The organism is Pseudomonas sp. FJ2-5-13 (genome assembly GCF_029201605.1).
GTDB classification, from domain to species: domain Bacteria; phylum Pseudomonadota; class Gammaproteobacteria; order Pseudomonadales; family Pseudomonadaceae; genus Aquipseudomonas; species Aquipseudomonas lactis.
The window spans coordinates 2,896,381-2,911,395 of sequence record NZ_CP104045.1 but is presented as its reverse complement, the minus strand read 5'-3'; the positions used below and the strand labels follow the sequence as shown (position 1 = coordinate 2,911,395).

Here is a 15,015-nt window from a genome sequence, read left to right as displayed (position 1 = left end):
TCAACTGAAGCGAATATCCAACGCGCGCAAGTAAGTTTGCAGCCCGGCATCCTGAATCGGGATCAGGAACGCCTCGCTATCTGATTCATTAAAATGCGCATGCCAATAACCCGGTGGTGTGACAAACGCCAGGCCGGGCGACCAGTCGACCCGTTGCGGGTTACGGATTTGCCCATCCGCCTCAAGCTCAGTGCCCACCAGGGAATAACAGCCCTTGGGGCAATCGATAATGAAGTCCAGTGCAATCGACTGATGCCGATGGGGTTTCTGCACCGATCCTGCCGGCAGAATCCCGTACATGGCCCACAATACGTGGGTCACCGTGCGCGTCTGCGGAAAGTGGCGGTTACCCAGCAGGATACTGATGCGGCTGCGGTCCTGGGCCCTGGGATCATCGGCTGCTTCACGCAACTTCGCGTTGGCCAGTGCTGCCGGGTACAGGGTTGGCGCAAAGCGGTCGGCACTGGGTGTCACCCCCAGGTAACGCAGCAACGGCTCATCGTGCACATAGTAAAGACGCGCATCCTCGCGGGCACTGAAGTGCGCCTGCTGTAACCCCGGCAGGGCAATAAAGCAGCCCTTGGACCATTGAATTTCATACTCGCCCTGAACCACGCTGCCCTCCCCGGCGATCACGTAGAACACCTGGGAGGTGGCGTTGGGCTGCAGCGTCAACGTATCGCCACGGTTAAGGCGCATGAAATTCGCGCACAACCCTGGGCCTGTGGCGGGGCCTTCGCAGCCCAAGGCGTCGCTGAGGTCCAGCGGTACCACGCGCGAGGGGCCACTGTCATACAGCGAGGCGGGAAAGCTATGGTAGGGAATGCGGGAAATCAGGTTGGCACTGATGGGGTTCGCCGCCTTGCTGTACTCGAAGTACTCGGCGTCGACTTGGTTGATATCCGTCAGTGCGGGGTCGAATTCACGGTTCATCAGGCTCACCTCAGTCTCGGGCTGGATCGCGCAGCGCCGTTGAACGGGCTGCACGGGGTGAGTGGACTATAGACACAGCTCGCTGGCGGATTAATGCCTGTGACGGCACAGCAGTTATGCGAAATGGGGCAGTTAACGCAACCCCGCAAAACCAGCCCTTAGGATAAGGGGAAGCGCTGGAACCTCGGAATCGCCAAGCCCAGGCTTTCACGCAAGGTCGAGCCCTCGTAGGCCGTGCGATAAACACCGCGCTCTTGCAGCAACGGAATCACCTCCTGAGTAAAACGATCAAATTGCCCAGGGTGCCCGATGTAGATATTGAACCCATCCACGGCCCGGGCCTCGAACCAATCCGCCATTTTGTGCGCCACCGTGGCGGCGCTGCCGACGAACGCGCCTGGGCGCAATTGCCGGCCAAATTCGACAGCCTGGCGCAGGGTAAAGCCCTGTTCCCGCGCCTGGTCGGCAATGCGTTTGGCGGCGGTAAAAAAACTGCTGCGCGCGGCCTCCAGGCTCTCTTGCGGGAACGGCGCGTCCAAGTCGTATTGGCTGAAATCATGCCAGCCAAAATTGCGCCCGAACTCCTTGAGTGCCAACGCAAAACTATGGTCCACCTGATGGTAGTGCTGTTCGATTTCCCGGGCATGGGCATCGGTGTCGCCCACATAGATTTCCGCACCGGGCATGATCAGTAACTGCTCAGGATCACGCCCCCGTTGTACCGCCCTGCCCTTGATATCCCGGTAAAACGCCTGGCCCTGCTCGATACTGGCCGCGTGGGTGAAGATCACATCGGCGGTGGCGGCGCCCAGCTCGCGGCCTTGTTCGGAGTCACCGGCCTGGAAAATCACCGGCTGGCCTTGGGGCGAGCGCTGGATATTCAGCGGGCCCACCACCCGGAAATGTTCGCCCTGGTGATTCAGGCTGTGCAGCTTGCTCGGGTCGAGAAACTGCCCGGTGGCACGGTTGCGCACAAACGCATCGTCTTCATAGGAGTTCCACAACCCCTGTACCACCTGAACGTGTTCGGCGGCGCGACCGTAGCGGGTGGCGTAGTCGTAGTGTTCGTCGCGGCTGTAATTGCCGGCGGTACCGGCATCGCCACTGGTCACCACGTTCCAGCCGGCGCGGCCTTTGCTGATCAGGTCCAGGGAGGCCAGGCGCCGGGCGACGTTATACGGCGAGTTATACGAGGTGGTCAGCGTACCGACCAGGCCGATATGCCGCGTGCTCACGGCCAGTGCCGACAGCAAGGTCAGCGGCTCCAGGCGATTGAGGTAATGGGACGGCGAGCCTTCGGTGATGAACTGGCTGTCGACGATAAACATCAGGTCGAACAACGCCGCCTCGGCCTGGCGGCCTATCTGGATGTACCAGTCGACGTTGACGCTGGCATCGGCCGGCAATTGCGGGTCAAGCCACAGGTTATGGCGGCCCGGCCCACCGCAGCCCATGGTCAGGGCGCCCAGTTTGAGTTGTCTTTTAGTCATTGCGCAGTAGTCCTTCAAGCGGTCAGGGCTGGGTGGTGGCGACGGCGGGCTGCAAAGCGGCGGTGAATGAAGGGTCGAACAACGTGGCGGCCGAGTAAGACTTGACCAGGCCCAGGCCGGCAAAAAAGTCCACGGTCTTTTGCGCCTCGATGGGCGCCTGGGGCGTCAGCGGCTCGACGGTGGTGCGCGCGCGGGCAAACCAGACGCGGGCAATGTCGGCATCCGCGCGGGTGCGCTTGGCCCAGGCATCGGCATACGCGTTGGCGTTGGCCGGGCTTTGGCGGGCCCAGTCGCGGGCTTTTTTCAGGCGCTGGAGAAAGTCGCTGATGGGCTCACGCTTGGCCTCGACAGCACTGGCGTTGGCGGCAATGAAACTCTGGGCCGGGATCAAGTCTTCAGCGGTTGCCAGCACCCGCGCGCCTTGGCGTTCCTGTTGCGTGACATAGGGTTCCCAGGTGGCGATCACGTCAACCGCACCGCCTTCCAGCGCGTGGGAGGCATCCAGGGCGCTGAGGTAGCGCCATTGCAGCGAATCCCGCGCCACCCCGGCCTTGTCCAGCGCGGTCAGCAACAGTTGCTGGCTCCAGGAGCCCTTCCAGATTGCGGCGCGCTTGCCTGCCAGATCAGCCAGGCTGTGGATCGACGAATCCTTTTTCACCAGGATGGCCACACCGTCGAGATTCTGCCGGCTCACGGCGATCACCTTGATCGGTGCACCCAGGGCGCCCAGGAACAACACCGGCGCATCCCCGAGCAGGCCCAGGTCCAGGCTGCCGACATTGAGCGCTTCGGCCACCGGTGAGCCGGCCGTGAACTGCTTCCAGTCCAGCGTGTAGGGCAGGTCATCGAGTACCCCCGCCGCTTCCATCACGGCCTGGGCGTTGTAGCTCTGGTCGCCGACCACCAGGGTTTGCGCCTGCGCCGTCAGGCACAGCAATGAGGCGGCCAATCCAGCCGCCAGGGTTAGGTAACGCACGTTCGTCTCCAGATGCCGTGTGGGGCATTCAAGTCGATCCGCGCGTACGGTCTCGGTTTTATAAGGTCATTTGTTGTCAGGGGTATTTTTGCGGTGATGAAGGCGGGATGTAAAATACTGATAACGCATAACCTAATTCAATAATAATGCGCGTATCGCATCACGCTAGCACGGCAATTCAACCCGGGCCACCAACCCCGAACCACGTCGATTGCTCAGGCTCAGTTCACCGCCCTGCTCGCGCACAATCGCCCGTGCCGCCGAGAGCCCAAGCCCCACCCCACCGGTATTGCGGTTGCGTGAGGTCTCAAGGCGAAAGAACGGATCGAACACACGCTCCAGGTCTGCTTCAGGAATCCCCGGGCCCTCGTCGCTGACCTCGATGCACACCCTCTGGTCATTAACACTCAGTGCAATACTGGGGTGCCGGGCGTACTTGGCAGCATTTTCCAGCAGGTTGACCACCACCCGTTTCAGCCCCAGTGGCCGACCGTGATAGACCAGATGGGGCGGCCCCCGGAAGTCGACCACAAGCTGCTGGTCGCGATAGTCGTCGATGATGGTTTGCAGCAGTTCCGACAGATCGAATGCCGTGCTGTGCTCCAGCACCGTATCGTCGCGGAAAAACGCCAATGCGGCGTTGATCATCGACTGCATTTCCTCGATATCGCGAATCAGCTTGTGTTGATGGTCCAGGTCTTCCATGAACTCACAGCGCAGGCGTATACGCGTCAAGGGCGCGCGCAAGTCATGGGAAATGGCCGCCAGCATCTGGGTGCGCTCGCCGATAAAGTGCTGGATCTGCGCCTGCATGGCGTTGAAGGCGATGGTGGCCTGGCGTATCTCGTCGGGGCCTTCGATGTCGATGGGCGGTGCGCGCAGATCGCCACCGAAGCGTCTGGCAGCGCTGGCGAAACGCTGCAACGGCTGGGCCAATTGCCGGGTGGCGATCCAGGCGACCAGCAAGGTGGCGATCAACCCCAGGATGATGATCACCGCAATCCGCGTGGGTGCGCTCAGGCCCCAACTGCGTTCGGGCGGGATGAAGGACAACCAGCTGCCATCAACTAACTGCACCAGCGCCACATAATGTGCGTCGGGGCTGCCACGCGGCCAATCGTCCGGGCTGTACACCTGAATGGTGCGCCCGGTGCCAAACAACGCCTGTATCCCGGGGACTTCGCCGGCTTGTAGCACGTTGCCGCCGCTGGGCAGGCCGAAATCCACGGGGTTGGTATGCCACGTCACCTGCAACCGGGTATCGCTGGCCGCTGCCGCCAGGTGCGAGCGCAACGGCGCAGGCGCGGCCTCGATCACTTTGAGTGTCGCGGCCATCTGCTCAAGCAACCCCGTGCGGTCGATGGGCGGACGTGCCCACACCCCGGCCACCTGCACGAACAAGGCGTTAAGGGCCAGTGAGGCGAGCATTGCGGCGAGGATGGTCAGGGCGATGCGCCGGTTCAGGGTGTCGCGGCGCAACAGGCGGCGGATCATGAACGGGTCACCGGGGCGGTGAACAGATAGCCGCCATTGCGCACGGTGCGGATCAGGTCCGGGCGCTTGCAGTCGGGCTCGATCTTGCGCCGCAGCCGGCTGACCTGCACATCAATACTGCGGTCGAAGGCGTCGTGGCCCTGGCCGTGGGTCAGGTCGATCAATTGGTCGCGGGTGAGGATGCGCTGGGGGTGTTCGAGAAACACCACCAACAAATCGAACTCACCACCGGACAGCGGGATCATGACGCCCTCGGGCGAGCGCAGTTCGCGACAGGTGATATCCAGATGCCAACCGGCAAAGGCAATCACCGGGCGTGAACGCTCGTCGGCCGCACTGACTGCCTGCCCCGCACGCCGTTGCACGGCACGCAGGCGGGCCAGCAATTCGCGCGGGGCGAAGGGTTTGGTCAGGTAGTCGTCAGCGCCCAGTTCCAAGCCAACAATGCGGTCGCTCAGCTCGCCCATGGCCGTGAGCATGATGATAGGAATGCCGAACTGCGCCCGTACCTTCTGGCAGAGGCTGAGGCCGCCTTCGCCGGGCAACATGAGGTCGAGGATGATCGTGTCTGGCCGCTGCTGCGCGATGGCCGCCCACATGGCCTCGCCGTCGGCGGCCACGTCGACTTCATAGGCGTGCTGGACGAAAAACTTCTTCAGCAATGCCAGCACTTCCACGTCGTCATCGACGATCAGCAGTCTGCTCACGTTCACAGATTCCCAGGCCAAAAAAGAACGACATCTAAAACCATTCCGGCGCCGGGGTCATTTATTTCAATCGAGCAACATTCCTTCGCCACGGACACAACCCGGACATCTTTGGGCAAAACCTGTCGGGCATTCTGCACGCCTACCACTCAAGGAGACGCCTATGAAAGTTTCGAGCAGCAGGTACACCGAGCAGGCAGCGAGCGACGCCCGGCCATTGGTGCTGAGCCAGCGCACCTGCGCCCCCGCTCAGGATAGCCCGTTGCTGTTTCAGGAATCCTGCCTGGGGCTGAACGCGGACCTGGACCGTATCGTGCTGCGTCGCTACTTCGAACACTACAGCCCCGACGCCGGGAGCTGGGTCGAGTACGCCCACTCCATTCCCATCGCCGAGCTTGTCCACTGGATCATGACCCATGGCCAGTTGCACGTCGAATCCTCTTACGACAACCCGAACGCACAGGCCGGCCCGGCATACAGCACCGACGCTCGTTAGCGCGCCTGCTCAAACGTCATAATCACAGGGGCATCTGCGTGGTAATCTCCCGGCACCACGAATAGACATTGATCGTCACTTGACGATGACCAAAGCCAGGAAAAACCATGCCCAAGATTTCTCACTCAGCGCTACGCCGTAACTTCCGTGACCTGCTGGCAACGCCGATCTGCGTTGAAACCGCCTCCGTATTCGACCCCATGTCTGCCCGCATCGCGGCCGACCTGGGGTTTGAAGTGGGAATCCTGGGCGGCTCGGTCGCCTCCCTGCAGGTGCTGGCGGCCCCCGATTTTGCGTTGATTACCCTGAGTGAGTTCGTCGAGCAAGCCACCCGCATCGGCCGTGTGGCCCAGTTGCCGTTCATTGCCGACGCCGACCACGGCTACGGCAACGCCCTGAACGTGATGCGCACCGTCGAAGAACTGGAACGCGCCGGCGTCGCGGCGCTGACCATCGAAGACACGCTCTTGCCCGCGCAATTCGGGCGTAAATCCACGGACCTGATTTCCGTCGAAGAGGGCATCGGCAAGGTCAAAGCCGCCTTAGAGGCGCGTGTCGACCCAGAACTGTCGATCATTGCCCGTACCAATGCCGGTGTATTGCCTACTGCCGACGTGATTGCGCGTACCAAGGCCTACGAAAAGGCCGGCGCTGACGGCATCTGCATGGTCGGCGTCAAGGACTTCGACCACCTGGAGCAGATCGCAGAGAACCTCAGCGTTCCCCTGATGCTGGTGACCTACGGCAACCCGCAACTGCACGACAGCGAGCGCCTGGCCAGCCTGGGCGTGCGCATCGTGGTAGCCGGGCATGGCGCCTACTTCGCCGCGATCAAGGCCACCTACGACAGCCTGCGTGCCCAGCGTCAGCTGACCCACAGCACTTCGAACCTCAGTGCCACGGAATTGACCCACACCTACACCTTGCCTGAGAGCTATGTGGCGTGGGCTGAAGAGTTCATGGATGTAAAAGAGTAATTGCCGTGCCCGTGCTGATGCGCCTTATCAGCACCGGACTCATCCAACCGCCAGGCGCTCACCGCGGGAAAAATAGTGATGACGGCAAACTGTTGTTTTACGTCATCACAATGAATCCCAGGTACTCGCTGATATTCTGCATTTCGAAGTATTTTTGCTGAGCATTGAGTACAGGGGCAGGACCATGCAGAAACAGCCTTACGTGCTGACCTTGGGCCAACTGATTGGCTACGAGATCACTGCGCTTGATTTTTACCCTAATCGGCACTGGTTTGTTTTGTGTATCGAACTTGAGCCAAGTGACGACTAAAACAACGTTATCCAGCAGCGACACCGTCGCCTGAGCATAAGTGATGAGTCGATCACACCCCAGGGACGCAATGCTCTTTTGAGCGGCAGTGAGCTGTGCAAACGCATCGAAATAGGTCAGTTGCTGGCCCGAAATAGATAGTGACGTTTGCTGACGGACGTTTACGGACATAGCAGACCATGCTTCAACAACTTCAGCCAACGTACCGGGGTGTATAACCGGGGCAGTCGACGCTTGGAGCAAAGAAGCCAGAGCTTGCATCTCGGTTACCAATGGCTTGGTGTTTTTGCGCCGCGTGGAAAGTTTGCCCAAGTGGCTTGGGATAAGCGGTGGCGTGGTGTAGGCCGGCCTCGGAGCTGACACTCCTGGAAACGCAGACCCGTGAGACGGTGCTTTTTCGTTTACGCAGCGCGGTTTGTGAGAATTCAGTGCCCTGAAATAGAAGTTGCCCAGAATTGAAATGGCCGCAACGACCTCCTCAAGGCAACAAGGGCAAAAATAAAACAGGTCCTTTGGGGCTGCGTGCGCAAAACTGGCCGACACGTTAGCGTCCATGTCCCAACATACTGCCGTCGTCATTAACTTAACCACCATTCAATCTCCCTATCGTCGCTCACCGACAAGCAGGCGCAAGCTTAACTGTTAGAGGAATTTGCGACTACAGAAGGAGGCACCGTGACCTTCGTGCGGGCAGTGCTTAAACTGCTCGCCAACCTTGTTCCGCACTTCATATGAGACCTACATGACCAACCACGATCTTTCTTTCACTCCCGACCCGGACGCCGATTCCATCTCCTCTGACGTGATCGGCTTCAACGGCATCCTGGTCTCCACCCAGATTCCCACCCGTGCCGATGGCAGCCTGGAGCTGGGCGATATCACCCTGCAAAGCGAGTGCACCCTGCAAGCGCTGAAAGTCGCGCTGGAAAAAGCCGGCAGTTCGATGGACCGGGTTATGCACTTGACTATTTACCTCACCGACATGGCCGACCGTGCGGCGTTCAACGAGGTCTACAAGCGCTTTTTCGCCAAGCCCTGGCCAGTGCGGGCGGCCGTGGGCGTTGCGGCTTTGGCGGTGGAAGGCATGCGGGTTGAAGTAACGGCGATGGCTGCACAGGCTTGAATCTGTGGCGCCGTTAGCGCCGATCTGATCGGAATGTCGAACGCGGTCAAAAAGGTGGGCTTGCCTGCGGTAGCGGTGGTGAATGTTCCATCGCCATCGCAGCATACGTATCTACGCAACGTTGGCGACGCTGGACCTGTGGTGAGGGAGCTTGCTCCCGCGACGGTCTGAGAGCCGATGCTTATCTACCTGACGCACCGCAGTCCAAATGTGGGAGCTGGCTTGCCTGCGAAGACGGCCTGGCAGTCAACTGGGATGTTAGATCAGAGCGCGTACATATCCGTTATTTAGGTAACGGCTACTTAGGGTTCCGCCCTGACGGCGGCTCACTTTTGAACAGCGCAAAAGTAAGCAAAACGCTCTTGCCCCACCACTCGGCACCTCGCTTAGGCTCGGTGTGCCCGTAATCCGCCAGTGATTTGGGGGGCCGCCGCCACGCGCCATCCATGGCGCGGGGCGGCTAAACCGGCATCCCTGCGGGTTTACCCCCCAAATCCCTGTCGAATTCCGGCCAGCGTGGTTTGACGGGGCGCCTAAGATCAAAAGCAGATCAAAAGCAGATCAAGAGCAAGAGCGGCTCGCTTCGCATCGTGGTTACCGGTGGCTGCGGCGAACTGCACAGTTGTGTAGATACCTATGGCCGTCGCAGGCAAGCCAGCTCCCACATTTGGATCGCCGCTGTGGCCCGACAGCCCTGCGGTAGATGCCGCCCAGGCATTTCGCGGCTACAATGCGCGCCTCAACCGTGACAAGCCTGACTAAAAAAACTATGTCCTTGCCCAAGCATCACCTGGAATTGCTCAGCCCTGCCCGCGATGTCGCCATTGCGCGCGAGGCTATCCTGCACGGCGCCGACGCCGTTTATATCGGCGGGCCGAGCTTCGGCGCCCGCCATAATGCGTGTAACGAGGTGAGCGATATCGCTCAACTGGTGGAATTCGCCCGCCGTTACCACGCGCGCGTCTTCACCACCATCAACACCATCCTGCATGACAACGAGCTGGAGCCCGCACGCAAGCTGATCCATCAGCTCTACGATGCCGGTGTCGATGCGTTGATCGTGCAAGACCTGGGCGTGATGGAGCTGGATATTCCGCCGATCGAGCTGCACGCCAGCACCCAGACCGACATCCGCACCCTGGGCCGGGCCAAGTTCCTTGACCAGGCTGGTTTCTCGCAGTTGGTATTGGCCCGCGAGTTGAACTTGCAAGAGATCCGCGCCATTGCCGATGAGACCGATGCGGCCATCGAGTTCTTTATCCACGGCGCCCTGTGCGTAGCCTTCTCCGGCCAGTGCAATATCTCCCACGCGCAAAATGGCCGCAGCGCCAACCGTGGCGACTGCTCCCAGGCCTGCCGCCTGCCCTACACCTTGAAAGATGACCAAGGCCGCGTGGTTGCTTTTGAAAAGCACCTGCTGTCGATGAAAGACAACAACCAGAGCGCCAACCTGCGCGCCCTGGTCGAAGCGGGCGTGCGCTCGTTCAAGATCGAAGGCCGCTACAAGGACATGGGCTATGTGAAGAACATCACCGCCTACTACCGCCAGCGCCTCGACGAGATCCTCGAAGACCGCCCGGACCTGGCCCGCGCTTCCAGCGGCCGTACCGCGCACTTCTTCCTGCCCGACCCGGAAAAAACCTTCCACCGTGGCAGCACCGACTACTTTGTCAGCGACCGCAAGATCGACATCGGCGCCTTTGACACCCCGACCTTCACCGGCCTGCCCGTGGGCACCGTGGAAAAAGCCGGCAAGCGCGACTTGCAGGTGGTCACCCATGAGCCGCTGTCCAACGGCGACGGTCTGAATGTGCTGATCAAGCGTGAAGTGGTGGGCTTTCGCGCCAATATCGCCGAGCCCAAGGGTGAGTTCGAGGAAGACGGTGAGAAGCGCTACCGCTACCGCGTCGAGCCCAACGAAATGCCGGCCGGCCTGCATCAACTGCGCCCCCATCACCCGCTCAACCGCAACCTGGACCACAACTGGCAGCAGGCCCTGCTCAAGACGTCGGCCGAGCGCCGTATCGGCTTGTCATGGGTCGCGCGCCTGCGTGAAGAGCAGCTGCAAATCATCGCGACCAGCGAAGAAGGCATCAGCGCCAGCGTCACCCTGCCCGGCCCGTTTGGCGTGGCCAACAAGCCAGAACAGGCGCTGGACACCCTGCGCGACCTGCTCGGCCAGCTCGGCACCACCGAATACCATGCCACCCGCATCGAGCTGGATGCGCCGCAGGCGTTCTTCATCCCCAACTCGCAGCTCAAGGCCTTGCGCCGTGAAGTGATCGAAGCGCTGACTGCCGCACGCGTCGCCGCGCACCCACGGGGTGGGCGCAAGGCTGAAACCTCGCCGCCGCCGGTTTACCCTGACGCGCATCTGTCGTTCCTGGCCAACGTTTACAACCAGAAGGCCCGGGACTTCTACCATCGTCACGGCGTAAAGCTGATCGACGCGGCCTTCGAAGCCCACGAAGAAACCGGCGAAGTGCCGGTGATGATCACCAAGCACTGCCTGCGTTTCTCATTCAACCTGTGCCCTAAACAGGCCAAGGGCGTGACCGGGGTGAAGACCAAGGTGGCGCCGATGCAGTTGATCCACGGTGACGAAGTGCTGACCCTGAAGTTCGACTGCAAACCTTGCGAGATGCACGTGGTAGGCAAGATCAAGGGGCATATCCTCGGCCTGCCGCAGCCCGGCAGCGCGGTGGAGCATTTCAACCCGGAAAACCTTATCTACCAAGGCACGCACTAACCCTCATCTGACGCCGCGTTTCCCCCCGATGCGCTGCGTCATCGTTAACCTTGTTCGCGAGCAAGCTCGCTCCTACCGAGGTTGCGGGGCCACCACCAGCCCCGCTGCAACCCCGCCGCTGCCAGCAGAATCGCCGCCACGCCCAGCCATTGCAGCCACCCCAGGCGATGCCCGAACGCAATCCAATCCACAAAGATCGCTGCAATCGGGTAGATGAACGACAGTGCGCCGGTAATGGCGGTCGGTAGTTTCTGGATCGCGCCATACAGCAGCACATACATCAACCCGGTATGCACGACCCCCAAGGTCAGCAGCGCAGCCCAGGCATTTGTGGACGCAGGCAAGCCATTCCAGGGTACCAACGGCGCCAGGAGTACCGCGCCAGTGGCCACCTGGATCAACGCCATCAAATGCGGCGGTACTTCCTTGAGGCGCTTGATGATCAACGCAGCGATCGCATACAAAAATGCCGCGCCCAGGGCCAGCGCGATGCCTACCAGATAATCACCGCCACCCGCCTGCTCGCCATGGGCGGTGACAATCGCCAACATGCCCAGGAACGCCACGCTCAACCACGCCAGTTTCTGCACGGTGATCTTCTCACCCAGAAACACCGCCGCCAGCATCACCAACATAAACGGCTGCACGTTGTACACCGCGGTGCTGATAGCGATGGATGCCCGGGAATAGGATTCAAACAGCAGCAGCCAGTTGCCGACAATGGCCACGCCGCTGAGCACGGCCAGCCCCAGTTTTGCCCAACTGAGCAGGTCTACACGCAGGTAACCCAGCCAGGCGCACACCAGCAACAGTGTCAGCGCGCCGATCACGCAGCGCCAGAACACCACTTCGATCACCGACACGCCAGACACCAGCACAAACCAGCCAATACTGCCCGAGATCAGCATGGCGGCGACCATTTCCCACGACCCGCGACGGATGGATGAATCCATGATTGAAGCTCCTCAAGTGAAGCTCCAGTATGGCAATCTGTCCGCGACGGCTACAGCGTCTAAAAAAGGCAAAACCCCGAATTCACCTTTTCTTATTAGGCACAGACCATGATCGACACCATCGACCAGCAATTGATCGCCGCCTTGATGGACGACTCGCGGCTGTCCCTCAAAGCCCTGGCAGGCATCACCGGGCTGTCCTCGCCCAGCGTCAGCGAACGCCTGCGCCGCCTGGAGGAACGCGGCGTGCTGACCCACTACACCGTCGACATCGACCCCAAGCACTTCGGCTACCTGTTGCAAGCCATCGTGCGCATCCGCCCCCTGCCCGGCAAATTGCAGGAAGTGGAGCGCCAGATCCAGGCGATACCCGAGTTCACCGAATGCGACAAGGTCACCGGCGAGGACTGCTTCATCGCCCGCCTGCATGTGCGCACCATGGACCAGTTGGACAGCCTGCTGGACCGGATCAATGGGTATGCCGAAACCAACACGGCGATCGTGAAGAAAACCCCGGTGAAACGGCGCCTGCCGCCGCTGGGGGATCGCTGAGGTTTGTGATTAGCGCCATGCCAAGGGAAGGTCATGGCGGCATGTGAACTCGGCCAGCTCTATCGCCGATCAATCTAAAAAACTGTCAGTTTTCACAGGCGCGTGTGCTTGTGGCAGTTGTTAATTTTAAATGCCTTCCGGTGATGCCTCGCAGTACAAGGCAGGCAAAGTGCCGGTTCTGATGCTCATTAAAGATAAAAGGAAGATTTTCATGAGCTATATTCAAGTTGTTACAGATGATTCATTTGACGCGGATGTTCTCAAAGCAAACGGCCCAGTTCTGGTGTTCTTTTGGCATGAGTTAAGTCAGTCCTGTAAGTTGCTGGAACCTATTCTTGAAGGCTTAGCACCTGACTACGCGGGCAGGTTAACCGTTACCAAGCTGAATACGAACGAAAACACACAAACACCCAATAAATATGGCGTACGTGCCCTACCAACCGTATTTCTTTTCAAGAAGGGGGAACATGACGCAACCAAGGAAGGCATTTTTGCAAAAACCGATCTGAGCGCCTTTCTCGATCGCAACTTGTGACCCTTTACGATCTTCCAGGCCAAACACAGTCAAGTGTGGGAGCGGGCTTGCTCGCGAATACAGGGTGTCAGTCACCGACTATGTTGGCGGGTATACCGCATTCGCGGGCAAGCCCGCTCCCACAGGGGATCTGCGCCGGGCGCTGATTCTGTGGGCAATACATAACCAGTGTGGGAGCTGGCTTGCCTGCGATAGCGATGGTTCAGTTGAATATTCAGTGACTGACACGCCGCATTCGCGGGCAAGCCAGCTCCCACAGAAGCCACTTCAACCCGGTGATTGTTTGAACCCGCACTCGGCCACGGCCCTCCAACCTGAATGAACCACGGCCGGGTACACGCACAATGACGTTCATTTTATGGTTGGCCGTATTGGGCGCGGTGCTGCTGACCCTCGCCCTCACCTCCTCCTACCTGCGCTGGATGCCAGTCACCACCTCGGCGGTGTGCCTGCTGCTGGGTATCGCCATCGGCCCGTTGGGCGTGGACCTGCTGCACCTGGACATCAAGGGTTCGGCGCGCTGGATGGAGCACCTGACCGAAGTGGCGGTGCTGTTTTCGCTGTTCGTCAGCGGCCTGAAACTGCGCCTGCCACTCAGGCATCGCACCTGGCGCATCGCCTTCGGCCTGGCCGGCCCGGTCATGCTGCTGACCATCCTCGGTACCGGCCTGTTGCTGCATTACCTGCTGGATCTGTCGTGGGGCGTGTCATTGCTGGTGGGCGCGATTTTGGCGCCGACCGACCCAGTGCTGGCGGGCCTGGTTCAGGTCAACAATGCCCAGGACTACGACGCGCTGCGCTTCGGCCTGTCCGGCGAAGCGGGGCTCAACGACGGCAGCGCCTTTCCGTTTGTGATCTTCGGCCTGCTGTTCATGCAACACGGCGGCTTCGATGGTGACTGGGTCGGCGGCTGGCTGCTGAAAAACCTGGTGTGGGCGGTGCCGGTCGGGCTATTGATCGGCTACTGGATGGGGCGAGGTATCGGCCGTGTGACGTTGCGCCTGCGCCTGATCAATGCCGACAGCACCCTCTCGCCCAATGATTACCTGACACTGGCATTGATCGCCCTCGCCTATGTGAGCGCCGAAGCCGTGGGCGGCTATGGCTTCCTGTCGGTCTTCGCGGCGGGCCTGGGGTTGCGTCAGGCCGAAGTGAAGTCCACTGGCAACGCCCAGACACCCGCCGAGCACCTGGCGCAACCGGTGGTGGGCCACCTTGAAATCGAGCCCGAACAAGCCTTGCATGGCGACGTCAGCCACCTGAAAGACACCCAGATCGCAGCAGGCGTGATGATGGGCGACATGCTGGCCTTCGGCAGCCTGGTGGAGCGGGCCATGGAGGTGTTCCTGGTAACAGTCTTGGGCATCGTGCTGGTCAGCCACTGGGAGTGGCGCGCGTTGGCGGTAGCGCCGCTGCTGTTCTGTGTGATCCGCCCCGCCAGCGTATTCGCCATGCCGTGGGGCCGCCTGCTGGACCGTCGGCAACGCAGCCTGGTCAGTTGGTTCGGCATTCGTGGGATCGGCAGCATTTACTACCTGTTTTATGCGCTCAACCATGGGCTGGTGGGCACCAGCAGCGAGGTGGCGGTCAACCTGACGCTGTCGGTCATCGCGTTGAGCATCCTGGTCCATGGCCTGAGTACTCAGCCGATGCTGGTGTGGTATGAGCGTCAGGCTGCGCAAAAAAATTGAATCCTGCACCGCGCCGGGGTTTCAAACAG

General features: G+C 60.6%; 14 protein-coding genes. 7 read left to right on the top strand and 7 right to left on the bottom strand.

Annotated elements, in window-relative coordinates; genetic code table 11:
* From N2A98_RS12645 to N2A98_RS12625, 5 genes are all read right to left on the bottom strand, one after another.
* A complete protein-coding gene (locus N2A98_RS12645; RefSeq protein WP_044273778.1) occupies window positions 1-933 on the bottom strand; it encodes a cupin in 933 nt (310 codons plus the stop codon).
* A gap of 158 nt (window positions 934-1,091) precedes the next feature.
* Window positions 1,092-2,423, bottom strand: a complete 1,332-nt coding sequence (locus tag N2A98_RS12640; RefSeq protein ID WP_047710843.1) for an LLM class flavin-dependent oxidoreductase — start codon at window positions 2,421-2,423, stop codon at window positions 1,092-1,094.
* A 22-nt stretch (window positions 2,424-2,445) separates the two neighbouring features.
* Entirely contained in the window at window positions 2,446-3,399 is a 954-nt protein-coding gene (locus N2A98_RS12635; protein ID WP_069557521.1) for an ABC transporter substrate-binding protein, read from the bottom strand.
* A 165-nt stretch (window positions 3,400-3,564) separates the two neighbouring features.
* The gene (locus N2A98_RS12630) at window positions 3,565-4,893 is read right to left on the bottom strand and encodes an ATP-binding protein (protein WP_275623541.1); all 1,329 of its coding nucleotides are present in this window, start codon (window positions 4,891-4,893) and stop codon (window positions 3,565-3,567) included.
* Window positions 4,890-5,600, bottom strand: a complete 711-nt coding sequence (locus tag N2A98_RS12625) for a response regulator (protein WP_275623540.1) — start codon at window positions 5,598-5,600, stop codon at window positions 4,890-4,892. Before N2A98_RS12625 ends, N2A98_RS12630 begins: the two co-directional genes overlap by 4 nt.
* A 163-nt stretch (window positions 5,601-5,763) precedes the next feature.
* Here N2A98_RS12625 and N2A98_RS12620 point away from each other — a divergent pair, with 163 nt between their 5' ends.
* Together N2A98_RS12620 and N2A98_RS12615 are read left to right on the top strand one after the other, a co-directional pair.
* Window positions 5,764-6,096 carry a hypothetical protein gene (locus tag N2A98_RS12620; protein ID WP_044273771.1) on the top strand — a complete coding sequence of 111 codons (333 nt, stop codon included), beginning with the start codon at window positions 5,764-5,766 and terminating at the stop codon, window positions 6,094-6,096.
* Between the two features lie 107 nt (window positions 6,097-6,203).
* Window positions 6,204-7,073, top strand: a complete 870-nt coding sequence (locus N2A98_RS12615) for an oxaloacetate decarboxylase (RefSeq protein WP_044273770.1) — start codon at window positions 6,204-6,206, stop codon at window positions 7,071-7,073.
* Window positions 7,074-7,170: 97 nt separating this feature from the next.
* Here the strand turns inward: N2A98_RS12615 and N2A98_RS12610 are convergent, their stop codons facing one another.
* Complete coding sequence (locus N2A98_RS12610) at window positions 7,171-7,977, bottom strand: hypothetical protein (RefSeq protein WP_275623539.1); 807 nt, start codon at window positions 7,975-7,977, stop codon at window positions 7,171-7,173.
* Window positions 7,978-8,125: 148 nt separating this feature from the next.
* On the opposite strand from N2A98_RS12610, the gene N2A98_RS12605 reads away from it, so the two are divergent.
* Complete coding sequence (locus tag N2A98_RS12605; RefSeq protein ID WP_275623538.1) at window positions 8,126-8,506, top strand: RidA family protein; 381 nt, start codon at window positions 8,126-8,128, stop codon at window positions 8,504-8,506.
* 769 nt (window positions 8,507-9,275) lie between these two features.
* Entirely contained in the window at window positions 9,276-11,255 is a 1,980-nt protein-coding gene (locus tag N2A98_RS12600) for a U32 family peptidase (RefSeq protein ID WP_275623537.1), read from the top strand.
* 44 nt (window positions 11,256-11,299) lie between these two features.
* Here the strand turns inward: N2A98_RS12600 and N2A98_RS12595 are convergent, their stop codons facing one another.
* Window positions 11,300-12,208 carry a DMT family transporter gene (locus N2A98_RS12595; RefSeq protein ID WP_275623536.1) on the bottom strand — a complete coding sequence of 303 codons (909 nt, stop codon included), beginning with the start codon at window positions 12,206-12,208 and terminating at the stop codon, window positions 11,300-11,302.
* A gap of 108 nt (window positions 12,209-12,316) precedes the next feature.
* On the opposite strand from N2A98_RS12595, the gene N2A98_RS12590 reads away from it, so the two are divergent.
* From N2A98_RS12590 to N2A98_RS12580, 3 genes are all read left to right on the top strand, one after another.
* Window positions 12,317-12,760 carry an Lrp/AsnC family transcriptional regulator gene (locus N2A98_RS12590; RefSeq protein ID WP_032897385.1) on the top strand — a complete coding sequence of 148 codons (444 nt, stop codon included), beginning with the start codon at window positions 12,317-12,319 and terminating at the stop codon, window positions 12,758-12,760.
* Window positions 12,761-12,971: 211 nt separating this feature from the next.
* Entirely contained in the window at window positions 12,972-13,295 is a 324-nt protein-coding gene (locus N2A98_RS12585; RefSeq protein ID WP_275623535.1) for a thioredoxin domain-containing protein, read from the top strand.
* A gap of 344 nt (window positions 13,296-13,639) precedes the next feature.
* Window positions 13,640-14,986 (top strand): cation:proton antiporter, encoded by a 1,347-nt coding sequence (locus tag N2A98_RS12580; RefSeq protein WP_275623534.1) that lies wholly within the window; start codon window positions 13,640-13,642, stop codon window positions 14,984-14,986.
* The last annotated feature ends 29 nt before the right edge of the window (window positions 14,987-15,015 follow it).